The 25,976-nt window shown below is 63.3% G+C and carries 24 protein-coding genes; 7 read left to right on the top strand and 17 right to left on the bottom strand.

Features of this window, described 5'->3' with window-relative positions:
- Positions 1–422: 422 nt before the first annotated feature.
- The 9 genes from sucD to sdhC all read right to left on the bottom strand — a co-directional run bounded on the left by sucD (position 423) and on the right by sdhC (position 11,748).
- Positions 423–1,304 (bottom strand): succinate--CoA ligase subunit alpha, encoded by an 882-nt coding sequence (gene sucD / locus L6D89_RS12375; protein ID WP_207883052.1) that lies wholly within the window; start codon positions 1,302–1,304, stop codon positions 423–425.
- Positions 1,304–2,470 (bottom strand): ADP-forming succinate--CoA ligase subunit beta, encoded by a 1,167-nt coding sequence (gene sucC / locus L6D89_RS12370; protein ID WP_015477516.1) that lies wholly within the window; start codon positions 2,468–2,470, stop codon positions 1,304–1,306. The genes sucD and sucC overlap by 1 nt, the downstream gene beginning before the upstream one ends.
- A 160-nt stretch (positions 2,471–2,630) precedes the next feature.
- Positions 2,631–4,067: a dihydrolipoyl dehydrogenase gene (lpdA, locus tag L6D89_RS12365; RefSeq protein ID WP_236174649.1), complete on the bottom strand. Its 1,437-nt coding sequence runs from the start codon at positions 4,065–4,067 to the stop codon at positions 2,631–2,633.
- A gap of 81 nt (positions 4,068–4,148) precedes the next feature.
- Positions 4,149–5,381: a 2-oxoglutarate dehydrogenase complex dihydrolipoyllysine-residue succinyltransferase gene (odhB, locus tag L6D89_RS12360; protein WP_236199879.1), complete on the bottom strand. Its 1,233-nt coding sequence runs from the start codon at positions 5,379–5,381 to the stop codon at positions 4,149–4,151.
- Positions 5,382–5,423: 42 nt separating this feature from the next.
- Positions 5,424–8,255, bottom strand: coding sequence for a 2-oxoglutarate dehydrogenase E1 component (locus tag L6D89_RS12355; RefSeq protein ID WP_236174647.1), 2,832 nt, complete (start codon positions 8,253–8,255; stop codon positions 5,424–5,426).
- A 249-nt stretch (positions 8,256–8,504) separates the two neighbouring features.
- On the bottom strand, positions 8,505–9,212 hold the full coding sequence (locus tag L6D89_RS12350; protein WP_024765470.1) for a succinate dehydrogenase iron-sulfur subunit: 708 nt from the start codon (positions 9,210–9,212) through the stop codon (positions 8,505–8,507).
- Between the two features lie 11 nt (positions 9,213–9,223).
- Positions 9,224–10,996, bottom strand: coding sequence for a succinate dehydrogenase flavoprotein subunit (gene sdhA, locus L6D89_RS12345; protein ID WP_054907941.1), 1,773 nt, complete (start codon positions 10,994–10,996; stop codon positions 9,224–9,226).
- Between the two features lie 3 nt (positions 10,997–10,999).
- Positions 11,000–11,368, bottom strand: a complete 369-nt coding sequence (gene sdhD, locus L6D89_RS12340; protein ID WP_024765472.1) for a succinate dehydrogenase, hydrophobic membrane anchor protein — start codon at positions 11,366–11,368, stop codon at positions 11,000–11,002.
- Positions 11,362–11,748, bottom strand: a complete 387-nt coding sequence (gene sdhC / locus L6D89_RS12335; protein WP_236174646.1) for a succinate dehydrogenase, cytochrome b556 subunit — start codon at positions 11,746–11,748, stop codon at positions 11,362–11,364. The genes sdhD and sdhC overlap by 7 nt, the downstream gene beginning before the upstream one ends.
- Before the next feature lie 354 nt (positions 11,749–12,102).
- Between sdhC and gltA the strand changes: the two genes are divergently transcribed.
- On the top strand, positions 12,103–13,386 hold the full coding sequence (gene gltA, locus L6D89_RS12330) for a citrate synthase (protein WP_045208034.1): 1,284 nt from the start codon (positions 12,103–12,105) through the stop codon (positions 13,384–13,386).
- Positions 13,387–13,650: 264 nt separating this feature from the next.
- On the opposite strand, the gene L6D89_RS12325 is transcribed toward gltA, so the two are convergent.
- The 3 genes from L6D89_RS12325 to L6D89_RS12315 all read right to left on the bottom strand — a co-directional run bounded on the left by L6D89_RS12325 (position 13,651) and on the right by L6D89_RS12315 (position 16,910).
- A complete protein-coding gene (locus L6D89_RS12325; protein WP_236174645.1) occupies positions 13,651–14,256 on the bottom strand; it encodes an START domain-containing protein in 606 nt (201 codons plus the stop codon).
- 124 nt (positions 14,257–14,380) lie between these two features.
- A complete protein-coding gene (locus L6D89_RS12320) occupies positions 14,381–14,635 on the bottom strand; it encodes a YkgJ family cysteine cluster protein (protein WP_054907940.1) in 255 nt (84 codons plus the stop codon).
- A 25-nt stretch (positions 14,636–14,660) separates the two neighbouring features.
- A complete protein-coding gene (locus L6D89_RS12315; RefSeq protein WP_236199878.1) occupies positions 14,661–16,910 on the bottom strand; it encodes an alpha-glucosidase in 2,250 nt (749 codons plus the stop codon).
- A gap of 70 nt (positions 16,911–16,980) precedes the next feature.
- Here L6D89_RS12315 and L6D89_RS12310 point away from each other — a divergent pair, with 70 nt between their 5' ends.
- Positions 16,981–17,322 (top strand): DMT family protein, encoded by a 342-nt coding sequence (locus L6D89_RS12310; RefSeq protein WP_017518056.1) that lies wholly within the window; start codon positions 16,981–16,983, stop codon positions 17,320–17,322.
- Positions 17,323–17,388: 66 nt separating this feature from the next.
- Here L6D89_RS12310 and L6D89_RS12305 read toward each other — a convergent pair whose 3' ends face one another.
- Entirely contained in the window at positions 17,389–18,267 is an 879-nt protein-coding gene (locus L6D89_RS12305) for an NAD(P)-dependent oxidoreductase (RefSeq protein ID WP_236199877.1), read from the bottom strand.
- 116 nt (positions 18,268–18,383) lie between these two features.
- On the opposite strand from L6D89_RS12305, the gene L6D89_RS12300 reads away from it, so the two are divergent.
- Together L6D89_RS12300 and ppnP are read left to right on the top strand one after the other, a co-directional pair.
- Positions 18,384–18,935 (top strand): 3'-5' exonuclease, encoded by a 552-nt coding sequence (locus L6D89_RS12300; RefSeq protein WP_236174642.1) that lies wholly within the window; start codon positions 18,384–18,386, stop codon positions 18,933–18,935.
- A gap of 111 nt (positions 18,936–19,046) precedes the next feature.
- Positions 19,047–19,328 (top strand): pyrimidine/purine nucleoside phosphorylase, encoded by a 282-nt coding sequence (ppnP, locus tag L6D89_RS12295; RefSeq protein WP_088417293.1) that lies wholly within the window; start codon positions 19,047–19,049, stop codon positions 19,326–19,328.
- 159 nt (positions 19,329–19,487) lie between these two features.
- On the opposite strand, the gene L6D89_RS12290 is transcribed toward ppnP, so the two are convergent.
- On the bottom strand, positions 19,488–20,405 hold the full coding sequence (locus L6D89_RS12290) for a CobW family GTP-binding protein (RefSeq protein WP_236199876.1): 918 nt from the start codon (positions 20,403–20,405) through the stop codon (positions 19,488–19,490).
- Complete coding sequence (locus L6D89_RS12285) at positions 20,402–22,150, bottom strand: amidohydrolase (RefSeq protein ID WP_236199875.1); 1,749 nt, start codon at positions 22,148–22,150, stop codon at positions 20,402–20,404. Before L6D89_RS12285 ends, L6D89_RS12290 begins: the two co-directional genes overlap by 4 nt.
- Before the next feature lie 111 nt (positions 22,151–22,261).
- Here L6D89_RS12285 and L6D89_RS12280 point away from each other — a divergent pair, with 111 nt between their 5' ends.
- Positions 22,262–23,308, top strand: a complete 1,047-nt coding sequence (locus L6D89_RS12280; RefSeq protein ID WP_236199874.1) for a helix-turn-helix transcriptional regulator — start codon at positions 22,262–22,264, stop codon at positions 23,306–23,308.
- Positions 23,309–23,577: 269 nt separating this feature from the next.
- On the opposite strand, the gene L6D89_RS12275 is transcribed toward L6D89_RS12280, so the two are convergent.
- Together L6D89_RS12275 and L6D89_RS12270 are read right to left on the bottom strand one after the other, a co-directional pair.
- Positions 23,578–23,994, bottom strand: a complete 417-nt coding sequence (locus L6D89_RS12275; RefSeq protein ID WP_236199873.1) for a VOC family protein — start codon at positions 23,992–23,994, stop codon at positions 23,578–23,580.
- A gap of 17 nt (positions 23,995–24,011) precedes the next feature.
- On the bottom strand, positions 24,012–24,437 hold the full coding sequence (locus L6D89_RS12270; protein ID WP_236199872.1) for a YciI family protein: 426 nt from the start codon (positions 24,435–24,437) through the stop codon (positions 24,012–24,014).
- A gap of 247 nt (positions 24,438–24,684) precedes the next feature.
- On the opposite strand from L6D89_RS12270, the gene L6D89_RS12265 reads away from it, so the two are divergent.
- Together L6D89_RS12265 and L6D89_RS12260 are read left to right on the top strand one after the other, a co-directional pair.
- Positions 24,685–25,341: a hypothetical protein gene (locus L6D89_RS12265; protein ID WP_236174637.1), complete on the top strand. Its 657-nt coding sequence runs from the start codon at positions 24,685–24,687 to the stop codon at positions 25,339–25,341.
- Between the two features lie 72 nt (positions 25,342–25,413).
- Complete coding sequence (locus L6D89_RS12260; RefSeq protein ID WP_236174636.1) at positions 25,414–25,893, top strand: YbaK/EbsC family protein; 480 nt, start codon at positions 25,414–25,416, stop codon at positions 25,891–25,893.
- Positions 25,894–25,976: the final 83 nt, after the last annotated feature.

Below are 25,976 nucleotides of genomic sequence, written 5' to 3'. Positions count from 1 at the left end.
AGACGTGACAAAGCCGCATCGAACGGGACTGGCCGACTCACTCGGGGCGAGCCTGCGGATCCTGTGATGCTGCTGTCATCGGTACGGTGATTTGTTCTTGGAAGTCCGATAGCAGAGGTTTTCCATGGGCTCGTGGCCCGGTTGCTCCTGCATGCTGGTTATCCCGCCATCCTTGACGGTCAGGAATCGCCGTCGCTTCCGGGTAGGAATTGACGGTGAGCGAGCCCTCCCTTGTGGGGAGCGCGACGCTTCATATAGTTGCTAGCCTAACGATCTATTCCGAGGAGCTGCACTGACATACGTCAGATCGTCCGCGTAATGATCGCCTATGTCGCCTGAGCGAAAATTCTGAGACGCCGCCGCAATGACAGAGGCCACCCGAAGGTGGCCTCTGTTGACGAACGGTTCAGTAAGCGAGGTGCTTACTTGACCGCCCAGCCGGTCAGCTCGGCCAGGGCCTTGCCGATGTCGGCCAGCGAACGCACGGTTTTCACACCAGCGTCCTGCAGGGCGGCGAACTTCTCGTCCGCAGTGCCCTTGCCGCCGGAGATGATGGCGCCGGCGTGGCCCATGCGCTTGCCGGGCGGTGCGGTGACACCAGCGATGTAGGACACCACCGGCTTGGTCACGTTGGCCTTGATGTAGGCAGCCGCTTCTTCTTCAGCCGAACCACCGATTTCGCCGATCATGACGATGGCTTCGGTTTTCGGGTCTTCCTGGAACAGCTTCAGGATGTCGATGAAGTTGGAGCCCGGGATCGGGTCGCCACCGATGCCCACGCAGGTGGACTGGCCGAAGCCGGCGTCGGTGGTCTGCTTCACGGCTTCGTAGGTCAGGGTGCCGGAACGCGACACGATGCCTACCTTGCCCGGCAGGTGGATGTGACCCGGCATGATGCCGATCTTGCACTCGCCGGGAGTGATCACGCCCGGGCAGTTCGGGCCGATCAGGCGCACGCCCAGCTCGTCACACTTGACCTTGGCTTCCAGCATGTCGATGGTCGGGATGCCTTCGGTGATGCAGACGATCAGCTTGATGCCGCCGAAGGCCGCTTCCAGGATCGAGTCCTTGCAGAACGGAGCCGGAACGTAGATGACCGAAGCGTCAGCGCCGGTAGCTTCCACGGCTTCCTTGACGGTGTTGAACACCGGCAGGCCCAGGTGGGTGGTGCCGCCCTTGCCGGGGGTCACGCCGCCAACCATCTTGGTGCCATAGGCGATGGCTTGTTCGGAGTGGAAGGTACCCTGCGAGCCGGTGAAGCCCTGGCAGATGACTTTGGTGTCTTTATTGATCAGGACGCTCATTACTTACCCTCCGCGGCCTTGACGACTTGCTGGGCAGCGTCGGTCAGGCTGGTCGCCGCGATGATGTTCAGACCGCTTTCGGCCAGGACCTTGGCGCCGAGGTCGGCATTGTTGCCTTCCAGACGAACGACAACCGGGATTTTCACGCCGACTTCTTTCACGGCGCCGATGATGCCTTCGGCAATCATGTCGCAGCGAACGATGCCGCCGAAGATGTTCACCAGAACGGCAGCGACGTTGCTGTCGGACAGGATGATCTTGAACGCTTCGGTCACGCGCTCTTTGGTCGCACCGCCGCCAACGTCGAGGAAGTTGGCCGGCTTGCCGCCGTGCAGGTTGACGATGTCCATGGTGCCCATGGCCAGGCCAGCGCCGTTGACCATGCAGCCGATGTTGCCTTCCAGCGCGACGTAGTTCAGTTCCCACTTCTGCGCATGGGCTTCACGAGCGTCGTCCTGGGACGGGTCGTGCATGGCGCGCAGCTTGGGCTGACGGTACATGGCGTTGGAGTCGATGTTGATCTTGGCGTCCAGGCAGTGCAGGTTGCCGTCTTTCTTGATCACCAGCGGGTTCACTTCCAGCAGCGCCAGGTCGTAGTCCTGGAACAGCTTGGCCAGGCCCACGAAGATGTGGGTGAACTGCTTGATCTGGTCGCCTTTCAGGCCCAGTTGGAAGGCCAGCTCACGACCCTGGTAAGGCTGTGCGCCAACCAGCGGATCGATGGTGGCTTTGAGGATCTTCTCGGGGGTCTCGTGCGCAACTTTCTCGATGTCCACGCCACCTTCGGTGGAGGCCATGAAGACGATGCGACGGCTGGAACGGTCGACAACGGCGCCGAGGTACAGCTCCTTGTCGATGTCGGTGCAGGATTCCACCAGGATCTTGCTGACCGGCTGGCCGTTGGCGTCAGTCTGGTAAGTCACCAGACGCTTGCCCAGCCAGTTGGCGGCGAACGCCTTGGCGTCCTCTTTGCTCTTGACCAGCTTCACACCGCCCGCTTTACCGCGGCCACCGGCGTGTACCTGGGCTTTAACGACCCACTCGGTACCACCGATTTTTTCACAGGCTTCTGCGGCCTCTTCGGGTGTGTCGACGGCGAAGCCCTTGGATACGGGCAGGCCGTACTCAGCGAACAGCTGCTTACCCTGATATTCGTGGAGATTCATGCTTGTCTACCGTTTTCGTCTTGGGTATTGCGCATTCGGCGCGGCGCTCGTGGCACCACGCCACCTGTGACCGTGTCCCCCTCGGGGGAGAAACGATCCGGCGGGTCGGGTGGCAGCCCCTCGCAAAAGACTGCCGCCCTCCCCGCCGTGGTCCCGTTCCTTAGCGCTTCTTGCGGTTGGCGATGTGGATGGCGTGGCCATTCACTGCCAGGGCCGCTTCATGCAGCGCTTCGGACAGAGTCGGGTGGGAGAAGACCATCATGCCCAGGTCTTCGGCACTGGTACCGAATTCCATGCCGATTGCGCCTTGCTGTACCAGCTCGGCGGCGCTCGGGCCGATCACGTGGACGCCCAGTACGCGGTCGGTCTTGGCATCGGCGATGACCTTGACCAGGCCGGTGGTGTCGTTGGCAGCCATGGCACGGCCGCTGGCAGCGAACGGGAAGGTACCGACGTTGATTTCAACGCCTTCGCCCTTGAGCTGCTGCTCGGTCTTGCCGACCCATGCGATTTCCGGGTGGGTGTAGATCACCGACGGAATCAGGTCGTAGTTCATCTGGGCCTTGTGACCGGCGATACGCTCGGCAACCATCACGCCCTCTTCCGAGGCCTTGTGCGCCAGCATGGCGCCGCGGACCACGTCACCGATGGCGTAGACGCCCGGAACGCTGGTCTTGCAGTGGTCGTCGACGTAGATGAAGCCACGCTCGTCCATGGTCACGCCGCTGTCAGCGGCCAGCAGGTCGGTGGTCACCGGGCGACGGCCCACGGCCACGATCAGCTTGTCGAAGGTTTCCTTCTGCTCGCCGTTGGCGTCGGTGAAGGTCACGGTGACCTGCTTCTTCTTCACTTCCGAAGCGGTGACGCGTGCGCCCAGGCGGATGTTCAGGCCTTGCTTGGTCAGGACCTTCAGAGCTTCCTTGGCGATCTGCTCGTCGGCAGCCGGGAGGAACTTGTCGAGAGCTTCCAGGACGGTGACTTCAGCGCCCAGGCGAGCCCAGACCGAACCCAGTTCCAGACCGATGACGCCGGCGCCGATCACGCCCAGCTTCTTCGGTACGCTCTGGAATTCCAGGGCGCCGGTGGAGTCGACGATGACGTCTTCGGTCAGCGGGGCCGGCGGAATTTCGACCGGCTTGGAGCCCGAGGCGATGATGATGTTGTCGGCTTCCAGAACCTGGGTCTTGCCGTCCAGGCCGGTCACTTCGACCTGCTTGTTGGCCAGGACCTTGCCGTGGCCTTCGAAGGAGGTCACGCCATTGGCCTTGAACAGGGTGGCGATGCCGCCGGTCAGGTTCTTCACGATGTTGGCCTTGCGGGCAATCATCGCCGGAACGTCCATCTTGACGCCGCCGGTGGAGATACCGTGGACGTCGAAGCCTTCTTTGGCTTCCTTGTACTTCCAGGAGCTGTCCAGAAGGGCCTTGGACGGAATGCAGCCTACGTTCAGGCAGGTACCGCCGAGAGCGACCTTGCCCTCTTTACCGATGTATTTCTCGATGCAAGCGGTCTTCAGGCCGAGCTGGGCGGCACGAATAGCGGCTACGTAGCCGCCAGGGCCGGCACCAATCACAACCACGTCGAATTTCTGGCTCATGTCTCAATCCTTATTCCGGTGAAGCGGACGGCCCCTCGCGGGGCCGTCGTGTAGTACGGGGCCGTCGTGTGAATTGACGTATCAGACGTCCAGCAGCAGGCGAGCCGGGTCTTCCAGCAGGTCCTTCATGGTGACCAGGAAGCTTACCGCTTCCTTGCCATCGATCATGCGGTGATCGTAAGACAGCGCCAGGTACATCATCGGCAGGATGACCACCTGACCGTTAACGGCCATCGGGCGCTCCTGGATCTTGTGCATGCCGAGGATCGCGGTCTGCGGCGGGTTGACGATCGGAGTCGACAAGAGGGATCCAAATACGCCACCGTTGGAAATGGTGAAAGTACCACCGGTCATGTCTTCGATGGACAGCTTGCCGTCTTTGGCTTTCTTGCCGAAGGTGGCGATGCCGTTCTCGATCTCGGCCAGGCTCATGAACTCGGCGTTGCGCAGAACCGGTACGACCAGACCGCGGTCGCTGGAAACTGCCACACCGATGTCCTGGTAGCCGTGGTAGACGATGTCGTTGCCGTCGATCGAGGCGTTGACGCCCGGGAAGCGCTTCAGGGCTTCGGTGGCGGCCTTGACGAAGAAGGACATGAAGCCCAGGCGAACGCCGTTGTGCTTCTTCTCGAACAGGTCCTTGTACTTGTTGCGCAGGTCCATGATCGGCTTCATGTTGACTTCGTTGAAGGTAGTCAGCATGGCCATGGAGGACTGGGCTTCGACCAGACGCTCGGCAACCTTGGCGCGCAGGCGGGTCATCGGAACGCGCTTCTCGACGCGGTCGCCAGCGGCGAACACCGGTGCAGCGGCAGCCGGAGCGGCAGCCTTGGCAACCGGAGCGGCAGCCGGGGCGTTCTTCTTGGCTTCAACGGCAGCAACGACGTCTTCCTTGGTGACGCGACCGCCTTTGCCAGTACCGGCCAGGCTGTTCGGGTCGATGCCGTTCTCTTCGGCCAGCTTGCGGGCGGCCGGCGAGAGGATGTTGTCGTCGCCAGCGGCAGCAGCGGCCGGTACAGCGGCAGCCGGTGCGGCAGCCGGAGCCGAGGCAGCCGCCGGAGCGGCAGCGGCGGCACCGCCCTCGCTCAGCTTGCCCAGCAGCTCGTTGGAGAGAACGGTATCGCCTTCGTTCTTGACGATCTCGGCCAGGACGCCGTCGGCCTCGGCCAGCACTTCGATCACGACCTTGTCGGTCTCGATGTCAACGATCAGCTCGTCACGCTTGACGGCTTCACCGACCTTCTTGTGCCAGGTTGCAACGGTGCCGTCGGCAACCGATTCCGGGAAGGTTGGGGCTTTGATTTCGATAGCCATTATGTGTGTTTCCTTAAATTCGGTATCAACTGCGCGTTGGCGTTAAACGGTGAAGGCGTCCTGCAGCAGTTTTTCCTGCTGCTCGGCGTGCATCGAAGCGTAGCCGCAAGCCGGAGCTGCCGAGCCTTCGCGGCCCGCGTATTCCAGGTTGAGACCTTTCTTGTGCGCGGCGATGACACGACGCATATGGTGCTGCGAGCAGAACCAGGCACCCTGGTTCATCGGCTCTTCCTGGCACCAGACGATGTGCTTGAGGTTCTTGTACTGCGACAGCACCTCGGCCAGATCGTCTTCCGGGAACGGATACAGCTGCTCGAGGCGAACGATCGCGATGTTCTCGAGACCTTCGGCGCGACGCTTCTCCAGCAGGTCGTAGTACACCTTGCCGCTGCACAGCACGATGCGGTCGACTTTCTTCGGATCCAGGCTGTCGATCTCGTTGATCACAGTCTGGAACGAACCGTCGGCCAGATCTTCCAGGGTCGAGATGGCCAGCTTGTGACGCAGCAGCGACTTCGGAGTCATCACGATCAGCGGTTTGCGCAGCGGACGGATCACCTGACGGCGCAGCATGTGGTAGACCTGAGCCGGGGTAGTCGGCACGCAGACCTGGATGTTCTGCTCGGCGCACAGCTGCAGGTAACGCTCCAGGCGCGCGGAGGAGTGCTCCGGACCCTGGCCCTCGTAACCGTGCGGCAGCAGCATGGTCAGACCACACAGACGTTGCCACTTGGTTTCGCCGCTGGTGATGAACTGGTCGATCACGACCTGTGCACCGTTGGCGAAGTCACCGAACTGGGCTTCCCAGGTCACCAGCGCGTTCGGCATGGTGGTGGCGTAGCCGTATTCGAATGCCAGTACTGCTTCTTCCGAGAGGTAGGAGTCGTACAGGCTGACGCGCGGCTGACCTTCGAACAGGTTGGCCAGCGGGATGTAGACCGAGTCGTCCTTCTGGTTGTGCAGCGCCGCGTGGCGGTGCGAGAAGGTGCCGCGGCCGACGTCCTGACCGGTCATGCGCACCGGGTGACCTTCGAACAGCAGGGTGGCGTAGGCCAGGTTCTCGGCGAAGCCCCAGTTGATCGGCATGCCACCGGCAGCCATCTTCGCGCGGTCTTCGTAGATCTTCTGCACCTGACGCTGCATGACGAAGCCGTCCGGGGTTTCCAGCAGCTTGGCGGAGAGGTCCTGCAGGGTCTTCAGGTCGAAACGGGTGTCGTGACGCGCGGTCCAGGCATGGCCCACGTACGGACGCCAGTCGACGAAGAGCTCCTTGTTGGGCTCCTTCACCAGGCTCTTCACCACGTGCTGGCCGTTGTCGAGAGCGTCGCGATATTCGTCGACCTTCTCCTGGGCCTGCTCGGTGGTCTGCACGCCGGCTGCGATCAGCGCGTCGGCATACAGGTCACGGGTGGTGCGCTGCTTGGCGATCTGCTGGTACATCAGCGGCTGGGTGCCGCTCGGCTCGTCAGCCTCGTTGTGGCCACGACGGCGGTAGCAGACCAGGTCGATGACCACGTCACGCTTGAACTGCATGCGGTAGTCGACGGCCAACTGGGTCACGAACAGGACCGCTTCCGGATCGTCGCCGTTCACATGGAAGATCGGCGCCTGGATCATCTTGGCCACGTCGGTCGCGTACTCGGTGGAACGAGCATCGTCCTGGCGGCTGGTGGTGAAGCCCACCTGGTTGTTGATCACGATGTGGATGGTGCCGCCCGTCTTGTAAGCACGGGTCTGCGACATCTGGAAGGTCTCCATGACCACGCCCTGCCCCGCGAAGGCGGCATCGCCGTGGATGGAGATCGGCACGACCTTGTCACCGGTGCCGTCCTTGCGACGGTCCTGGCGGGCGCGTACCGAACCCTCGACCACCGGGGAAACGATTTCCAGGTGCGAGGGGTTGAACGCCAGGGCCAGGTGGACTTCGCCGCCGCTGGTCATGACGTTGGAGGAGAAGCCCTGGTGGTATTTCACGTCACCGGAGCCCATCTCGACCAGCTTCTTGCCTTCGAACTCGTCGAACAGCTCGCGCGGGTTCTTGCCCAGGGTGTTGACCAGGACGTTCAGACGGCCGCGGTGGGCCATGCCGATGACGATTTCCTTCACACCATAGGAGCCGGAACGCTGGATGATCTCGTCGACCATCGGGATCAGGCTCTCGCCGCCTTCCAGGCCGAAGCGCTTGGTGCCCGGGTACTTGGTGCCCAGGTACTTTTCCAGGCCTTCGGCAGCGGTCAGGCGCTCGAGCAGGTGGGAGCGGGCGTCGGCGGAGTACGTCGGACGGCCACGGACGCTTTCCAGGCGCTGGGCGAACCAGTGGCGCTGTTCGGAATCGACGATGTGCATGAATTCGGCGCCGATGGTGCTGCAGTAGGTCTGCTTCAGCGCATCGAGGATTTCACGCAGGGTCGCTTCTTCCTTGCCGATGTAGAGCTCACCGGTCCGGAAAGTAGTGTCGAGGTCTGCAGCGGTGAGCCCGTAATGTTCCAGCGACAGGTCGGAGGGAGCGGTACGCACCCAGAGACCCAGCGGATCAAGCGATGCTGCCTGATGTCCACGCAGACGGTATGCCAGGATCAGGCGCAGGACTTCAACCTGCTTTTTCTCGTGCTCGGTGCTTACGCTGCCAGCGGAAACAGGCGCGGCACGGCGCTGGTTCTTGGCCAGGAGTACGAAATGATCACGGATAGAGGAATGCGAAACGTCGGGGGCAGGATTGCCGTCGGCAGGAAGCTTCTGGAAGTACGTGCGCCACTCTTCTGGCACAGCGTTCGGGTCGTGCAGGTAGAGCTCGTAGAGCTCTTCGACGTAGGCAGCGTTTCCACCGGATAGATGGGCACTGTTCCACATCCGCTGCATTACGCTTTCGTGCATGCTTGGTCACCCTCGGTAAGGGGACTCCACCTGTGGAACCTCTGGCGCGAAGTCAAACACAGCGACTTCAAGCCACCGATTCCCGCAGATAGTCCGGGTACCAGCCCGGATGCCCCTGCTGGTCATATATACGTTTTCAAAACAGGACCCCCGCTTTGTGGGCTTGGGTCCTAAGGACTGTACCGCCGGACAATGTTCCGGCGGCACAGGTGTCGCTCTTTCATGATCTGTGGGCGCAAGGCCCGCAGATCAAGTGCCGCTCTGCAGCAGCATGTTACGGATGTGGCCGATTGCCTTGGTGGGGTTCAGACCCTTCGGGCAAACGTTCACGCAGTTCATGATCCCGCGGCAGCGGAAGACGCTGAACGGGTCATCCAGGCTCGCCAGGCGCGCCTGAGTTTCGGTGTCACGGCTGTCGGCCAGGAAGCGATAGGCCTGCAGCAGCGCGGCGGGACCCAGGAACTTGTCGGGGTTCCACCAGAACGACGGGCAGGAGGTCGAGCAGCAGGCGCACAGGATGCACTCGTACAGACCGTCCAGCTTCTCGCGCTCTTCCGGGCTTTGCAGACGCTCGATGGCCGGAGCTGCATACTTGTTCTGCAGGAACGGCTTCACGCTCTCGTACTGCTTGTAGAAGATGCGCATGTCGACGACCAGGTCACGGATGACCGGCAGGCCCGGCAGCGGACGCAGGACCAGCTTGCCGCCCTTCAGGCCAGCGGCCGACAGGGGAGTGATGCAGGCCAGGCCGTTCTTGCCGTTGATGTTCATGCCGTCGGAGCCGCAAACGCCCTCACGGCAGGAACGACGGTAGGAGAAGCCCTCGTCCTGTTCCTTGATCAGTGCCAGCACGTCCAGGACCATGATGTCCTTGCCGTCGGTATCGACCTGGAAGTCCTGCATGTAGGGTGCAGCGTCCTTCTCAGGGTTGTAGCGGTAAACACTCACTTGCAACATGGCGGGCACCCTTAGTAAGTACGAACCTTGGGTTCGAATGCCGGAACAGTTTTCGGCGCGAAGTTGACGGCACGCTTGGCTACACGCTTCTCACCCGGGAAGTACAGGGTGTGGCACAGCCAGTTCTCGTCATCGCGCTCCTCGAAGTCTTCGCGGGCATGCGCGCCGCGGGACTCTTTGCGGGCTTCTGCCGCAATCGCAGTGGCTTCGGCCACTTCGAGGAGGTTCTGCAGTTCCAGCGCTTCGATACGCGCCGTGTTGAATGCCTGGCTCTTGTCGTTGATCTTGACGGTGGCGATACGCTCACGCAGATCAGCCAGCTGAGCGATACCTTTCTGCATGTACTCGCCGGTACGGAACACACCGAAGTAGTTCTGCATGCAGGATTGCAGCTCACGCTTGAGCGGAGCGACTTCTTCGCCGCTGGTGCGCTCGTTCACGCCGTTCAGGCGCTTGAAAGCGGATTCCAGGTCGGACTCGGAAGCCTGGCGGTGCTCGATACCATCCTTGAGCGCCTTCTCCAGGTGCAGGCCGGTGGCACGACCGAATACAACCAGGTCGAGCAGCGAGTTGCCGCCCAGACGGTTGGCGCCGTGTACCGATACGCAAGCCACTTCGCCTACGGCGAACAGGCCTTCGATGATCTGCTCGTTGCCGTTGGCATCGGTAGTCAGGGCCTGGCCATGGATGTTGGTGGCAACGCCGCCCATCATGTAGTGGCAGGTCGGGATAACCGGGATCGGAGCGACAACCGGGTCGACGTGGGCGAAGGTCTTGGACAGTTCGCAGATGCCGGGCAGGCGGCTGTGCAGAACTTCTTCGCCAAGGTGGTCGAGCTTCAGCAGTACGTGGTCCTTGTTCGGGCCCACGCCGTTGCCGGCGATCACTTCTTTCACCATGGAGCGGGCAACCACGTCGCGGCCGGCCAGGTCTTTCGCGTTCGGAGCATAACGCTCCATGAAACGCTCGCCATGGGCGTTGATCAGGTAGCCGCCTTCACCGCGGCAGCCTTCGGTGACCAGTACACCAGCGCCGGCGATGCCGGTCGGGTGGAACTGCCACATCTCGATGTCCTGCACCGGCACGCCAGCACGAAGGGCCATACCGATGCCGTCACCGGTGTTGATCAGGGCGTTGGTGGTGGAGGCGTAGATACGGCCGGCACCGCCAGTGGCCAGGACCACGGCTTTGGAGCGGATATAAACGGTGTCGCCGGTTTCGATGTCGATGGCGATGACGCCAACCACATGACCGTCCTGGTTCTTCACCAGGTCAACCGCGTACCACTCATTAAGGAAGGAAGTACCGTTCTTCAGGTTGGCCTGATAGAGGGTATGCAGCAGCGCGTGACCGGTACGGTCAGCCGCGGCGCAGGTACGGGCAGCCTGGCCACCCTTGCCGAAGTCCTTGGACTGGCCACCGAACGGACGCTGGTAGATGCGGCCCTGCTCGGTACGGGAGAACGGCAGGCCCATGTGTTCCAGCTCGAACACGGCTTCCGGGCCGACGGAGCACATGTATTCGATGGCGTCCTGGTCACCGATGTAGTCGGAGCCCTTGACGGTGTCGTACATGTGCCAGCGCCAATCGTCGTTCGGGTCGGCCGAAGCGATGGCGCAGGTGATGCCGCCCTGGGCGGATACGGTGTGCGAACGGGTCGGGAAGACCTTGGTCACCACGGCAGTCTTGTGACCACCCTGGGCCAGTTGCAGCGCAGCGCGCATGCCGGCGCCGCCGCCACCAACGATGATGGCGTCGAAAGAAAGAGTACGAATGCTAGCCATGGATCAGTTACCCCAGAGAATCTGCACACCCCAGACGAAGAATGCGAACATGGCCATGCCGCATACCGCCTGGACGAGGAAACGCACGACGGTCGCGGACTTGCCCAGCGCCATCGGAGTCAGGTAGTCGGTAGTGATGGTCCACATACCAACCCATGCGTGCACGCTCAGGGAAACCAGCGTCAACAGGCTGAAGATCTTCATCAGGCTGTGGGAGAACAGACCATGCCACTCGGCGTAGGTGATACCCGGATGAGCGATCAGGAAGCCCAGCAGGAAGAGAACATAAGCCGCGAGAACGACCGCGGAGACGCGCTGGACCATCCAGTCGTAGAGACCCGAACGCGACAAGTTAGTGACGTTAGTTACCATACCCATACCCCCGCCAGAACGATCAGCACCACTGCGACAGCGATGACGATTTTCGAACCACGCTTACCGCCTTCCAGTGTTTCGCCAATACCTGCATCCATGATGAGGTGACGAATACCGGCTACCAGGTGGTACAGCAGCGCAGACAGCAGGCCCCAAATCACAAGCTTGACCAACGGATGGGTCAGACACGCCTTCACCTGCTCGAAGCTTTCTTCCGAAGCGAGGGAACGATCCAGTGCAAACAGCAGCACTGCGATACCCACGAACAGAATGACGCCAGAGATGCGGTGGAGAATCGACGTGTAAGCAGTGATAGGGAGTTGGATGGTCCTTAGGTCTAGGTTTACGGGTCGTTTGCTATTCACGGCTTTTTTCACACTGAGAGCCCTTCTATGGATCAGGGCTAGTTGTCGGGAGGTGCACTTGTCAGGTACCCATCACCTTCGGGAGTGACAACCACCAATCAAGCTAGGCCGGACGGCCCTTGGCGGCTGGTCGCCGAGTATAGACAGTTAGGCCCCTAATGACAACGGAAAGACCTCCACCTAAGGACTAATTGCCGCACCCCCATAAAAGGCGTAAACAGGCAAATTTTTCCGGCAAAACAGGGGCTTGGAGGAGCCAAACTTCTCCGATTGTGCAAATTGACATTCGGATTTATCTCTCTATAGTGGTGCGGGCCCTGCGTGGGGGGTCGTACAGATGATTTCAAGCATAAATAGGAGGCCATCATGGCTGACAAAAAAGCGCAGTTGATCATCGAGGGCGCTGCCCCCGTCGAACTGCCTGTCCTCTCCGGCACGCTGGGTCCCGATGTTGTCGACGTGCGGGGCCTGACCTCCACGGGTCACTTCACTTTCGACCCCGGCTTCATGTCCACCGCCTCCTGCGAGTCGAAGATCACCTACATCGATGGTGATAAAGGTGTACTGCTGCATCGCGGCTACCCGATCGAACAGCTCGCCGAGAAGTCCGACTACCTGGAAACCTGCTACCTGCTGCTCAACGGCGAACTGCCCACTGCCGAGCAGAAAGAGAAGTTCGTCGGCACCATCAAGAACCACACCATGGTTCACGAGCAGTTGAAGACCTTCTTCAACGGTTTCCGCCGTGATGCGCACCCGATGGCCGTAATGTGCGGCGTGATCGGTGCCCTCTCCGCCTTCTATCACGACTCCCTGGACATCAATAATCCGAAGCACCGGGAAGTCTCGGCGCATCGTCTGATCGCCAAGATGCCGACCATCGCTGCCATGGTGTACAAGTACTCCAAGGGCGAGCCGATGATGTACCCGCGCAACGACCTGAACTATGCAGAAAACTTCCTGCATATGATGTTCAACACCCCTTGCGAGACCAAGCCGATCAGCCCTGTGCTGGCCAAGGCCATGGACCGCATCTTCATCCTGCACGCCGATCACGAGCAGAACGCCTCCACCTCCACCGTGCGCCTGGCGGGTTCTTCGGGTGCCAACCCGTTCGCCTGTATCGCCTCGGGCATCGCGGCCCTGTGGGGACCGGCCCACGGCGGTGCGAACGAAGCCGTTCTGCGCATGCTGGACGAGATCGGTGACGTGTCGAACATCGAGAAGTTCGTGGCCAAGGCCAAGGACAAGAACGATCCGTTCAAGCTGATGGGCTTCGGCCACCGCGTCTACAAGAACTTCGACCCGCGCGCCAAGGTCATGAAACAGACCTGCGACGAGGTTCTCCAGGAGCTGGGTATCAACGACCCGCAGCTGGAACTGGCCATGAAGCTGGAAGAAATCGCCCGCCACGACCCCTACTTCGTGGAGCGCAACCTCTATCCGAACGTGGACTTCTACTCCGGCATCATCCTGAAGGCCATCGGCATTCCGACCAGCATGTTCACCGTGATCTTCGCCCTGGCACGTACCGTGGGCTGGATTTCGCACTGGCAGGAAATGCTCTCCGGCCCGTACAAGATTGGCCGTCCGCGCCAGCTGTACACCGGCGCCACCCAGCGCGACTTCGTGGACCTCAAGGCCCGCTAAGCGCTACGGCGTAAAAGAAAGGCCGCCTTCGGGCGGCCTTTTTATTGCCACGGCTTTTCTGTAGGAGCGAGCTTGCTCGCAAACCCCTTGACGCCATTACGGCTGGAAATCCCATTCGCGAGCAAGCTCGCTCCTACGAAGAGCCTGCCGGCAAACGATTGCAGGATCACGCCATGTACGTGGCCACGGTCATGGCCCCTTTCTTACAGGAACGAAAAAGCCGCCCGAAGGCGGCTTTTTCACGAAAGGGAACGACAGCGCCGATTACTTCTCGGCAGCGCTGCGCAGGCCCTTCAGGGTGTTCATCGGTGCATCCACCACGAAGCTGTTGGCCAGCCAGGACGGAATGCTGCCACCCGGCTCGGTCTGCACCTGGTAGGTCACTTCGGTCACGCCCGCGCCCTTGGGCACCAGCTTCCACTCGCCGATCAGTTTCGGCACGCGGATTTCACCCTTCTCTTCCGGAATGTAGCTCGGCTCGGCCTTCAGATGACGGATCAGGCCGCCGTCGGCGGTCTTCTCGGTGGTCACGTGGATCACCACGTCACGACCGGTCACCGGCCAGGGCATGTCGATCTTCGAGTAGGTCCAGGAATTGTCGCCCTCGGTCTTCAGCAGACGCATCTCGGCGCAGGCGTGAATCCACTTGCAGGATCCGGCCACGTCTTCCTGCAGGGCGTTGATCTTGGCCACATCGGCCTTGATGTCGACGACGCCACGGTAGGCCTTGTACTTGGAACCTGCGACCGGGCTGAGGAAGACCTTCACACCGTCGTCTTCCTTCTCCAGCTTCCAGTCTTCCGCCAGGGCAGTACCGGCAAAGCCCATCACGGCAGTGGCCAGCAGGGTCATACGCAATACACCACGCATCGTCTTACCTCTCTTTATTCTTGATCTTGTGGGGGCAACAAATGCTGTCGCCCCGTCGCAATCCGCGGTCTTGAGCGGGTTGGGGCGTCAGTATGGACCGCGAAAACGTGACTTCCAAGTCACATCAGGCGGCGGTGATACGCTCCCACTCGGTGAGAATCTGCAAAGCCTGTTCGTTGCTGCTACCGCAGGCATCGGCGTCCGCATCGAAGGCCGCACAAACCTTTGGACGCCGCGAGTCGCCGAATAGTTTGCACAGATTGCGCTCATCCAGCTGTACGCAGCGCACACCCGCGGGCTTGCCGTCGGGCATGCCGGGGATGGGCGAGGAAATCGACGGCGCTATGCAGCATGCGCCACAGCCGATACGGCATTGCATGGTTGATGGACTCTCGACTCAGGGATCACGGGCTGGAGCGCAGCAGTCCCTGCTCGCGCAGTGCCGCCACCAGATGCTCGCCCTCGGCGGAGCCTGCGCGGTAGAAAACCGCCGGCTCGCCAATCGGCGTGGGGACGTCAACTGTCCCGCCGGCAGCCACCTCAAAGGTGCTGCCGCTCCACAGGTGCACCCAGCGCCCCTCGGGCAATGCCACGTTCAGGCGCTGCACGCCGGGCTCCAGTACCGGTGCCAGCAGAAATTGGTCGCCGAGCATATAGCTCGTCGGCGTTTCCGCCAAGCTGGCCGGATCAGCGGGGAACTCCAGCCACAGCGGGCGCACCAGCGGCCAACCGTGCTGGGCCGCCTCGTCCATCAGGCGCTGACGGTACGGCGCCAGCTCGCGGAATACACTGGCGAAGCGCTGCAACTGCGCCACCGTGGCCGACGTGCTGTAGGCCTGCACGTTGTCGTCCGGACGGTTGCCCTCGTGGGTGCGCAGCAGACTGGTGAAGGCGGAAAACTCCATCCAGCGCAGCAGCAGTTCCTCGCTGCGGTGGTAGTTCCTGATCGGGCTGCTGATGGTGGTGTAGCCGCCGGTATCGCTGTGGTTCAGGCTGAACCCGGAAACACCCCCGGAGAGCAACCCCAACAGCGCGCTGTGCAGGCCGTCGTCGGCGTCCCAGGTCACCAACTGGTCGCCCAGCCACAGGCTCGTGGTCAGGCCGGGGCTGCGGCTGTAGGCGGAACGCATGAAGAACAGCAGGTCGCCTGGCCCCTCCTCGTCCAGCAGTTGCCGGTTGAGCTTCGCCCACAACTCCGGATAGCGGTTGTGCAACGCCGCCGCCGACTCACCGGACGCCAGCTTCGCGTCATAGGGCAAGGCCTCGCCGAAGTCCGCCATCCAGCCGGAGAAGCCGGCGCCAAGCATTTCCTCGCGCATCACTCCACGCAGCCATTCAGCGGCCTGAGGACTGGTCAGGTCGACCAAGCCGGCGCTGAAGCTGGTGTTCTGCAACAGAAGGGGCTGCCCCTGGGCGTCCACCGTCAGGTAGCCGTGCTCCAGCGCTTCCCGGTAGAGATTGCGGGTCGTCCCACCCTTCTCCGCCGTGTCCACCAGGAATGGGTTCACGTAGGCCAGGCTGCGAATACCCTTGGCGCGCAGCTCGGCATTGAACGCCGACCATCCCGGATAGCGCTCACCATCGAGCACCCAGTTCCACCACAGTTGCTTGCCGAAACTGGTGCTGCGCTGGCCAACCCAATCCTGCACCCAGACGCCGGCCAGCGGCACCTTCGCCTGCTCCAGCTGCTGGACGATGCCACGCACACGCTCGGTGCCGCCCTGCAGCCCGAGGATCACCCCCTGCTGCGTCCAGGCCGGCAACGGCGGCATGCGCCCGACGACCGAGGTGTGTGCTTCGATCAATGCCTTGGGACTGCTGCCTTTATAGAAGTGCGCCTTGAGTTTGCCGGCGTGCACTTCCAGCGCCACGCGCTGATCGTCACGCAGGTCGAAGACCTGGTACTCCGATGCCTCGCTGAAGAAGCCGTGCAGGCGCGAGGTGAGGTAGAAAGGTACCGGCGCATAGGTGGTCCACCAATCACCGCCGGCGCGGTTAGTCAGATCGGCGGCCAGCGTGATGGGTTGCAGGCCACGCCCCACGCCCTGTTCCTGTACCAGGATCGGCAACCGGCGCCCGCTCAGGTTGAAGCGGGTGAATTGCTCGCCGAAGCCGTGAAACTGCTCGTCGGCCTCCCGCGCCCAAGCCAGATAGAGACGGTTCAGCGTCGGGTCATCCAGGCTCACATCCATCAGCACGCCGCGCTCGCCATCGGCACGCAGTGCAACGCTGTAAGGCACCTGCCGACCATCGTCGCAACCCAGTTTCCCCGAGATCAGCAGCTCATCCGTCCCGCCCCGAACGGCATCCAGCTGTTGCTGGTGACACAGCAAACCACGGTGTTCGTGGACGAACATTGCGCCACGATGCTCCTCGGCCTCGACACGTCCGAGTCCGGCGGCGAGGAACCCGCCACGGGTCTGCCACAGCGTCTGCGCGGGGTGCTCGCCCGCCAGCAAGGCGAAGGATGCGCCGTCCCATTCCAGGCGATAGCCACCCAGCTTCCAGCTCTGCCCGGCCGCCATGGCCGGCGCCACCGTCAGCTGCGCCCAGACCGGCCGCTGCTGCCACCACTGCCAGCCCTTCCAGCCACCAACCCCCAGCATTCCCAGCGCCAGCAGAACTGCGCTTGCCCGCAACAAGACTCTGATCACTACCCCGCCCCTTGGCTGTCGCGCGGCGCTCCACTAGGCTCAGGCGCAGTCCCCCACTGGAGCCGCTGCCATGCCGGTCTGGCTGCAAACCGCGTTTCTTCTGTCGCTCTCCAACCTGTTCATGACCTTCGCCTGGTACGGCCACCTGAAAACCCTGAACAGCAAGCCGTGGATCATCGCGGCGCTGGTCAGCTGGGGCATCGCACTGTTCGAGTACTTGCTGCAGGTGCCGGCCAACCGCATCGGTTACACAGTGATGTCGGTGGGGCAACTGAAGATCATGCAGGAGGTCATCACGCTGGCGGTCTTCGTGCCGTTCAGCGTGTACTTCATGCAGCAGCCACTGAAGCTCGACTATCTCTGGGCCGGCTTGTGCCTGCTGGGCGCGGTGTACTTTATCTTCCGCGCCTGAGGCGGGCAGGAGCGGCGCACGACGATCTCTGCGACCGATGGCGCCACCTGCAGGGAATAAAGCGAGTCAGGACTCGGACGAGTCCTGCAGGCGAGTGATCAGGCTGGAGGTGTCCCAGCGCCCGCCGCCGGCGGCCTGCACCTCGGCGTAGAACTGGTCGACCAGCGCCGTGACCGGCAGTTGCGCGCCATTGCGGCGTGCCTCGTCGAGGACGATCCCCAGGTCCTTGCGCATCCAGTCCACGGCGAAGCCGAAATCGAAGCGACCTTCCAGCATGCTCTGGTGGCGGTTCTCCAGTTGCCACGACTGCGCGGCACCCTTGCTGATCACTTCCATCGCCGCCATCCCGTCGAGGCCGGCGCTCTGGGCAAAGTGCAGGGCCTCGGACAACCCCTGCAGCAGGCCGCCCACGCAGATCTGATTGACCATCTTGGTCAGTTGCCCGCTGCCCACCGGGCCCATGCGTCGCACCATGCGCGCGTAGGTGGCGATTACCGGCTCGGCACGCGAATAGATATCCGCATCGCCACCGACCATCACCGTCAACGCGCCGTTCTCGGCACCGGCCTGGCCGCCGGACACCGGTGCATCGAGGAAGCCCAGCTCACGCTCGGCTGCCGCCACCGCCAGCTCACGGGCGACTTCGGCCGAGGCGGTGGTGTGGTCCACCAGCACCGAACCGGGCTGCATGCCGGCCAATGCGCCCTCCTCGCCCAGCACCACGCTGCGCAGGTCATCATCGTTACCCACGCAGCACATCACGAAGTCGGCCCATTGCGCGGCTTCGCGCGGAGTATCCGCCGAGCGGCCACCGAACTGCCTGACCCACTGCGCCGCACGGCTTGCGGTGCGATTGAAGACACACACCTCATGCCCTTCGCGCGCCAGGTGCCCGGCCATGGGGTAACCCATCACGCCCAGGCCGATGAATGCCACTTTCGCCATCGCAGTCCCCTTGTCCGATCAAGTCGCTCAGCCTAGCACAGCGGTTTGCCGGTCCTGCAAACGCCTTCCATACTCGATTCGAACCCAACTTTCGAACCCAACCACGAGCACCGACTATGCCCCACTGGCTGGTGATCGACCTGGAAGCCACTACCGAGGAAGGCGGCTGGCCGGTCGAGGAAATGGAGATCATCGAGATCGGCGCGAGCCTGGTGGCCGAGGCCGACGGTCGCGAGCTCGACCATTTCCAGCGTTTCGTCCGCCCGCAGCGGCGTCCGCTGCTGACGGCCTTTTGCCGTGAACTCACCCACATCACCCAGGCCAACGTCGATGCCGCAGCGCCCCTGCATGAGGTCTGGCCGCAGTTCGAGCGCTGGCTCGCCCAGCACAGGCCACGCCTGGCCGGATGGACCAGCTGGGGCGACTACGACCGCCATCAGCTGGAGCTGGAATGGCGCCGCCAGCACCTGGACAGCCACCTTTCCCGCGTTCCTCACGTCAACCTCAAGCAGCGCTTCGCCCAGGCCCGCCAGCTCAAGCGCCCGGTAGGGCTGAACGCTGCCTTGCACCTGGCCGGCCTGCACTTCCAGGGGCAACCGCACCGCGCCCTGGAAGACGCCCGCAACACCGCCCGTCTGCTGCCGCTGACCCTGCCCGTCGCCGGCTGAAAGCGCCCCGCAATCGCTGACTGCACGGTCGCCTGCGCCGCTCTAGTGACGGGGCCTGCGGCCTTGGGCATACTGGCGGGCCCTTTTTCACCCCTCTAGCAGGAGAAGCCCATGTTCAAGGTCAACGAGTACTTCGACGGCACCGTCAAATCCATCGCCTTCGACATGACCGCAGGCCCCGCCACCATCGGCGTGATGGCTCCCGGCGAATACGAATTCGGCACCAGCCAGCTGGAGGTGATGCACGTCGTCGCCGGCGCGCTGACCGTCAAGCTGCCGGGCAGCGACAACTGGGAAACCTTCGAAGGCGGCAGCAACTTCACCGTGCCGGCCAACAGCAAGTTCCAGCTGAAAGTCGCCCAGGACACCGCCTACCTCTGCGAATACCGCTGAGTTCGGCGCGTCATGAAAAACCGGCCCTGGTGGCCGGTTTTTTTATTGCCCGCGCACAGGGTGAATCAAACCTGTAGGAGCGAGCTTGCTCGCGAACCACTTCCCGGCGGCTGCGGCGCTGGGCTGTTCGCGAGCAAGGATCTGGCGTCCCCCTCGGTCCTACGAAGAGCAGTCACGCAGTCCGGCATCCAGCTGATCCCGCAACCACGCATTCTTCTCCGCGATGAACACCAGCCGCGAACCCTGCGCCGCCTCGGCCAGCGTCGCCGGGCGTAACTGGTAGCGCCCGCCCACATATTGCAGCCACGCCGCCTCGCCCTGCCCCGTCAGGCGTATCAGCCCTTTGAGGCGCAGCAACCCGCGCGGCAACGTCTCCAGCCAGTGCTTCAGCCGCACGCCGTCGAAGTGTTCATCACCCTGCCAGCTCCAGCTGTCGAACAGCTCGCCATGGTCGACACCTTCCTGCCCATGCGGCCGCAGCTTGCGCGACGGCTCGCCCAGCAGCAGCTCATCGGGAATCTGCGCCTGGATGGTTTCCAGCACTCGCGCTCCGCGTCCGAAGCGCTCGCGCTGACTCGCGCGCTCGTCGGTATCCAGCAGGTCGCACTTGTTCAACAGCAGCAGGTCGGCCGCTGCTGCCTGCATGCGCTCCAGCCGTGCGTACTCGCCTTCCAGCGGCTCACGACGGGCAGCGTCGACCACCGTCAGCACCGCATCCAGGTGCAGGCGCCTGCGCAGCTTCGGGTAGCCCAGCGTCTGCACGATGCGTTGCGGGTCGGAAACCCCGCTGCACTCGATCACTACCTGTTCCAGCGGCGGGTGCATATTCGCCAGCCGCTCCAGCTGCGCCAGCAGGTCGTCCTGCACCGAGCAGCAAATGCAGCCATTCTCCAGGCTGTACACGGCCTCGGTCTGCTCGGCGATCATCCCGGCGTCGATGTTCAGCTCGCCGAAATCATTGACGATCACCGCCAGCCGCCGACCCTCGCAGCGCTCCAGCAGGTTGCGCAGCAGCGTGGTCTTGCCCGCGCCGAGGAAGCCGGCGACCACCGTCACCGGGATGCTCGCGGCGCTCATGCGTTGACCCCGTCGATGCGCGGTGGCTCGCCCTGCCACACCGCCGCCAGGGCGGTGTCGCTGAACTGGCCAAGACGGTCGTACACCGGGCGGCCCTCGACGAAGGTCAGTTGTACTTCGGTGCGATGGATGTAGTTGCGCGCCGGCTGCTCGAAGAGGTTGCGGTCAAGCACGATGAAGTCCGCCGACTTGCCCGCCTCCAGGCTGCCGGTGAGCTTCTCCAGGCCCATGGCATAGGCGCCATTGAGCGTCGCTACGCGAATCGCCTGTTCCAGGCTGATCGGCTCGCCGAAGCATGCCGGGTCGTCGTTCCACGGATTCTGCCGGGTGACCAGGGTTTCCAGCGCCAGCCAGGGGTCGATGGACGCCACCGGCCAGTCGGTGCCGAACACCGCGATACCGCCGGCAGCCAGCACGCCCTTGAAGTCGTAGATGCGCTTCAGGCGATCGGTACCGTAGCCGGAGCGCGCGCCGCTGGCGAAGGGCGTCGGGTACCAGGCCGCCGGGGAGAACTCGGCGATCACCTCCAGCTCGCGGAAGCGCTTGAGGTTGCCCGGATGCAGGATGGTGCTATGCGCGCACTGGTGGCGCACGCCGCTGAATCCATTGCGCCGACGCGCTTCGGCCACTGCGTCGAGGAACACGTCGGACGCCGCATCGCCGGTGCAGTGGGCGATGACGCGGATACCGCTGCGATCCATGTCCACCACCATGTCGTTGATGTGCTCCGGCGTCAGGTTGAGCTTGCCGCGCCAGGCGTCCTCGCCCGGCCAGGGGGTAATAAGGAAGGAGGAGCGCGGCTCGACGGTACCGTCGAAGTGGAATTTCACCGCATTCGCCGACAGGCGTGCGCTGCGGTAGTAGTGGCGCTCGCCACTGAGCAGCTCCCAGCGACGGCGCACCGGGAAGATATCGTCCTGCCAACTGATCGCGGCCTCGACCCGCAGGGTCAGTTGCCCGGCATCGTCGAGGTACTTGAGGGCATCCAGACGGTTCTCGCAGACGTGCAGGTACTTGGCCGCGGTGACCCCACGCGAACTCTGGAAATGCACACCCTCGCGGTAGGACTGGCGCAATACCTTGGCCGGCGTCGGCGGCATGGCGGCATGGATCAGTGCGTAGGCACCGTCGATCAGCAGGCCGTTGGGCTCGCCGGTCAGCTCATCGCGCTCCAGGTAGCCATTGCGCGGGTCAGCGGTGCTGGCATCGATGCCGGCCAGTTCCAGCGCGCGGGAGTTGACCATCATGGTCCCCCACATGCGGTCCAGCAGCGCAACCGGACGGTCCGGCATCACCGAGTCGAGCCACTCGCGGCCCGGCTTCAGCCCGGCTTCGCGGAAGGTGTAGCGCACCCAGTACTGGCCGTAGACCCAGCCATCGCCGGGATGGCTGTCGGCGTAGTCACGGATCGCTTTCGCCAGTTGCTCCGGAGTCGGGTCCTCGATGCCGACGTCGAGATCGTCGGCATAGCGTGGATTGAGCGCCAGGTCCGGATGGGTGTGCATGTCGTGCAGGCCGGGCATGCAGAACGCGCCTTCGAGATCGCGCACCAGGGTGTCCGCGCCGACCAGGTGCTCCATGTCCTCGCGGCGGCCCACTGCCAGCAGCCGGCCATTGCGAATGGCCACGGCTTCGGCCCAGGGCTGGGCGGGGTCCAGGGTATAGAAGCGGCCGTTGTGCAGCAGCAGTTCGGCAAAGCGATCAGTGGGGGAGTTGGAGGAGCGGAAGCGGTCCGGAGCGGTCATGGGAAGCCCTTGTTGTTCTTGTCCGTGGGGGCAGTATAGGGCTCGACTTTCAACCATTGACTAGCACAAGATGACAACTCGCTAGCATTAAACGACAGGTTGACCGCGCGAATGCCCACCGCTTCCTTCGACATCGATTACGCCGCGCGCCAGCTGTTCCGCCATTTCCTCGACGAATGGCGCGCTCGCCCCGCCCTGCCGCCCGTGGCTCCCCTGCTCGGCGGCCTGGGCCTGCCGGCCGGTGGCGAAGCGGCGGCCGCGGAAATGAACTTCGCCCGCTACTACCGCCTGCTGCATCAGGCCGCCGGCCTGCTCGGTTCGAGCGATTTCTTCCTGCGCCTGGGCCAGCGCTACAACCTCTTCGATCTCGGGGTGATCGGCTATGCGCTGATCAGCGCGGCGAACCTGCGGCGCTCCTGGGATATCTCCCTCGGCCAGCCTTCGAGCCTGATGCCACACCCGATCCACACCCACCGCGAGGAAATCGGCGAGCACATCCGTCTGACGCTGCAGCTCCCGCCTTTCGGCGAGGTGGAACGCATTGCACTCTGCGAGGAATGGCTGAGCAGCACCTGGCGCTGGCTCTGCCAGCGCCTGCCGGACCTGGAAAACTGCGCCGGCATGCAATTGCACCTGCCCTATCCGCCGCCGGCCCATGCCGCCGTGTATGGCGAGCTCTTCCCCGGCCCCTGCCATTTCAATGCCGAGCAGGCCGAGCTGTGGATGCCGAAGGAGTTTCACGACCGCCCCTTCTCCACCGCCAACCCATCGGTGAGCCGACTGTGCCAGGCGCAGGGCGCGGCAACGCTGGCCAGCTTCGAGCGCGGCCCGGCGCTACCGGACGATGTGCGCTACTACCTGCTGCAGAATGCGCGCATCCCGCTGCCGGACCTGGAGCAGACCGCCGCCTGGCTGCGCCTGCCACCGCATACGCTGCAACGCCGGCTGCGCGAGCACGGGCTGACCTTCAAGGGCATCGTGCTGGAAGTGCGGATGGCGCTGGCCCAGCGTTATCTGCTGGCCAGCCGGATGGCCCTGCAGGAGATTGCCTTCCTGCTCGGCTACGAACACGTCACCAGCTTCCACCGGGCATTCCAGCGGTTTACCGGGACGACGCCGGAGCGGTTCCGCGCCGCGGGTGGGATCGTGCAGGAATGAAGCGATCGCGGACAAAGTCCGCTCCTGCGAGACACCTCTGCGCTTGGGCCATCCCTCACCCTAGCCCTCTCCCAAGGGGAGAGGGGACCGTTCGGTGCAGGATGAAACGTCGGCAACAGTCGGCACGGACTGCTCCCTCTCCCCCGGGAGAGGGCTGGGGTGAGGGGAAAGCATCGGCACGGGCTTCCCGAGAAAGACAGTTGCTCCTACGCCAGTGTTGCCATTTCGCGTAGGAGCGGACTCCGCCCGCGATTGTCTCGACGGCGCGCCTAACCTTCCTTCTCGCAATTGATCATCCACGGCACCCCGAAGCGATCTTCCACGGCGCCGAACAGCTCGGCCCAGAAGGTCTGCTCCAGCGGCATGGTGACCTTGCCGCCCTGCCCCAGGGCGTCGAAGAGACGCCGCGCCTCGGCCTTGCTGTCGACATTGAGGGTGATCGATACGCCCTTCACCCCGTCGTACTGACCGCACTGGGGCGAGGCATCCGAGCCCATCAGCACATGGCCGTCTACCTCCAGGCGAACATGGATGACACGGTTTTTCAGCGCCTCGGGCATGTCCTCGCAGCCCGGCGCATCGGAGAAGCGCATCAGCGCCGGCAGCTCGGCGCGCAGCACCTCGGCGTAATAACGGAAGGCTTCCTCGCAGTTGCCATCAAAGACCAGGTAAGCATTCATCAACATGGCGGTGTCCTCCAGATTCAGGATTTGCTGGCGATTTCGGCGCGCAGGCGCTCTTCCTGCTCGCGCAGTTCCGGGGTGAATTCGGCGCCGAAATCCTCGGCCTCGAAGATTTGCCGGATCTCGATCTCGGACTCGCCGTCGAACGGGTTGGGCGAACGCCTGACCCAATCGATGCACTCCTGCAACGACGCGGCCTGCATGATCCAGAAGCCGGCGATCAGCTCCTTGGTTTCGGCGAACGGGCCGTCGATCACCTGCCGCGATGCGCCATCGAAGCGCACCCGCGCGCCCTTCACGCTGGGGTGCAGGCCCTCGCCAGCGAGCATCACGCCGGCCTTCACCAGCTCCTCGTTGTAGGCTCCCATGGCGGCGAGCAGCTCTTCCTTGGGCATTACACCGGCTTCGGAGTCGGCGGTGGCTTTGACGATCACCATGAAGCGCATGGTCTTTCTCCTCTTGTCATTGTCTTGTAGTTGCCAGCGTGGCGGCCGGTTGCTACCGGTTCCTGACATCTAGTCGAAGGGCGCGACGACAGATCGACAGTCATTGGAAAAAAATTTCCACGGCGGCACAGGGGGAATGAGCATAGGTCGCCAGGGCACGGGAAGACGGTGAAATCGGAAATTTCGCTATGGACGGCCATCGCCAGCGCCGTTAGAACGGGGCGCTCAGATTAATCCGGGCGTCCCCATGCAGGTCCAGCTCATTCCCGTCATCGAACTGTTCTATCTGGTCGATGACGTTCCCTTGCCGATCGACGGGCCGTACTGGAAGCACGTGCAAAGCTGGCAGGCATTCCACGAGCGCAACCTGCAAGCCAACGGTTTCAGCCCGGGGCTCAAGCCCTATCTCCCGGGCAGCGCATTCCATCGCCTCGGAAACCTGAGCGACCCGGACATTTCGCGACTGATTCGCCTGCACTGCGCCGAGGGCCTGAGGGGTTCCGGAGACTGGCGGCAGATTCGCCCCCTGCCGGGCGGCTACGTCCTGCGGGTGGGCAATCTGGACATTCTCTTCCCGCAGTGCTGCAGCGACCTGGGCGACCTGCACAGCTGGCAGCGCATTGCCCAGGGCAAGGGTGCCTACCTCTACAGCGGCCACCCGTCACCGGTCATCTGCCAGCAGAATCAGTCCGCGAGTTTCGATTTCAACGAAAACGAACAGGGCGAAAGCTTCACCCCGCCGCCCGCCCTGCATTCGGTGACCGTGCCACTGGCCGCGCTCAGGCGAGCCGTGCTGGCCGCCGATCGGGAACTGCGGATCTTCGCGGCGCGGCTGGAATTGCTCAACGCCGAAGAGGCACTCAAGGTGCCCGACATCGAAACCCTGCTGATCCACGGACGCTAGCCCTCCGGGCTGGACAGTCTGCTCCGCGCTTCTTAGATTCAGTCCTTTTCGCATGACACGGAGCATTGCCCCATGAGCCTGGAATCGGTTCGCGCCTTCTTCGCCGAAAAGGCCCCCGACATCGCCATCATCGAGCTGGAAACCAGCACCGCCACAGTCGCCCTGGCCGCCGAGGCCCACGGCGTGGAGCCGGGCCGCATCGCCAAGACGCTGTCCCTGCGGGTGGGCGAGCGTACCGTGCTGGTGGTGGCGCGCGGCGATGCGCGGCTGGACAACCGCAAGCTCAAGGAAGCCTTTGGCGGCAAGGCCAAGATGCTCGGTGCCGAGGAAGTCGTGGAGCTGACCGGACACCCGGTGGGTGGGGTCTGCCCGTTCGGCCTGGCGACGCCGTTGCCGGTGTATTGCGATGTGTCCCTGCAGGCCTTCGACGAAGTACTGCCGGCGGCTGGGGCGGTGCACAGCGCCGTACGCATCGGGCCGCAGCGCATGGCAGAGCTGGTGGCGGCGGACTGGATCGATGTCTGCCAGGAGCTGGTTGATCAACCAGCTTAGGTTTGCCGACCCATCGCGGACGAAGTCCGCTCCTACACCCGATGGAAATTCTCGGTAGGAGCGGACTCCGTCCGCGATGGGTG

The organism is Pseudomonas pseudonitroreducens (assembly GCF_021603645.1).
Classification (GTDB): domain Bacteria; phylum Pseudomonadota; class Gammaproteobacteria; order Pseudomonadales; family Pseudomonadaceae; genus Pseudomonas; species Pseudomonas pseudonitroreducens.
Note: the sequence above shows the minus strand (reverse complement) of the source record. Positions and strands in the feature narration are given on the sequence as shown.

What these genes read in the sequence shown, in the direction of transcription:
- sucD (WP_207883052.1), bottom strand. Translation starts at nt 1,304, where the DNA reads ATGAGCGTCCTGATCAATAAAGACACCAAAGTCATCTGCCAGGGCTTC.
- sucC (WP_015477516.1), bottom strand. Translation starts at nt 2,470, where the DNA reads ATGAATCTCCACGAATATCAGGGTAAGCAGCTGTTCGCTGAGTACGGC.
- lpdA (WP_236174649.1), bottom strand. Translation starts at nt 4,067, where the DNA reads ATGAGCCAGAAATTCGACGTGGTTGTGATTGGTGCCGGCCCTGGCGGC.
- odhB (WP_236199879.1), bottom strand. Translation starts at nt 5,381, where the DNA reads ATGGCTATCGAAATCAAAGCCCCAACCTTCCCGGAATCGGTTGCCGAC.
- L6D89_RS12355 (WP_236174647.1), bottom strand. Translation starts at nt 8,255, where the DNA reads ATGCACGAAAGCGTAATGCAGCGGATGTGGAACAGTGCCCATCTATCC.
- L6D89_RS12350 (WP_024765470.1), bottom strand. Translation starts at nt 9,212, where the DNA reads ATGTTGCAAGTGAGTGTTTACCGCTACAACCCTGAGAAGGACGCTGCA.
- sdhA (WP_054907941.1), bottom strand. Translation starts at nt 10,996, where the DNA reads ATGGCTAGCATTCGTACTCTTTCTTTCGACGCCATCATCGTTGGTGGC.
- sdhD (WP_024765472.1), bottom strand. Translation starts at nt 11,368, where the DNA reads ATGGTAACTAACGTCACTAACTTGTCGCGTTCGGGTCTCTACGACTGG.
- gltA (WP_045208034.1), top strand. Translation starts at nt 12,103, where the DNA reads ATGGCTGACAAAAAAGCGCAGTTGATCATCGAGGGCGCTGCCCCCGTC.
- L6D89_RS12325 (WP_236174645.1), bottom strand. Translation starts at nt 14,256, where the DNA reads ATGCGTGGTGTATTGCGTATGACCCTGCTGGCCACTGCCGTGATGGGC.
- L6D89_RS12320 (WP_054907940.1), bottom strand. Translation starts at nt 14,635, where the DNA reads ATGCAATGCCGTATCGGCTGTGGCGCATGCTGCATAGCGCCGTCGATT.
- L6D89_RS12310 (WP_017518056.1), top strand. Translation starts at nt 16,981, where the DNA reads ATGCCGGTCTGGCTGCAAACCGCGTTTCTTCTGTCGCTCTCCAACCTG.
- L6D89_RS12305 (WP_236199877.1), bottom strand. Translation starts at nt 18,267, where the DNA reads ATGGCGAAAGTGGCATTCATCGGCCTGGGCGTGATGGGTTACCCCATG.
- L6D89_RS12300 (WP_236174642.1), top strand. Translation starts at nt 18,384, where the DNA reads ATGCCCCACTGGCTGGTGATCGACCTGGAAGCCACTACCGAGGAAGGC.
- ppnP (WP_088417293.1), top strand. Translation starts at nt 19,047, where the DNA reads ATGTTCAAGGTCAACGAGTACTTCGACGGCACCGTCAAATCCATCGCC.
- L6D89_RS12290 (WP_236199876.1), bottom strand. Translation starts at nt 20,405, where the DNA reads ATGAGCGCCGCGAGCATCCCGGTGACGGTGGTCGCCGGCTTCCTCGGC.
- L6D89_RS12285 (WP_236199875.1), bottom strand. Translation starts at nt 22,150, where the DNA reads ATGACCGCTCCGGACCGCTTCCGCTCCTCCAACTCCCCCACTGATCGC.
- L6D89_RS12280 (WP_236199874.1), top strand. Translation starts at nt 22,262, where the DNA reads ATGCCCACCGCTTCCTTCGACATCGATTACGCCGCGCGCCAGCTGTTC.
- L6D89_RS12275 (WP_236199873.1), bottom strand. Translation starts at nt 23,994, where the DNA reads ATGTTGATGAATGCTTACCTGGTCTTTGATGGCAACTGCGAGGAAGCC.
- L6D89_RS12270 (WP_236199872.1), bottom strand. Translation starts at nt 24,437, where the DNA reads ATGCGCTTCATGGTGATCGTCAAAGCCACCGCCGACTCCGAAGCCGGT.
- L6D89_RS12265 (WP_236174637.1), top strand. Translation starts at nt 24,685, where the DNA reads ATGCAGGTCCAGCTCATTCCCGTCATCGAACTGTTCTATCTGGTCGAT.
- L6D89_RS12260 (WP_236174636.1), top strand. Translation starts at nt 25,414, where the DNA reads ATGAGCCTGGAATCGGTTCGCGCCTTCTTCGCCGAAAAGGCCCCCGAC.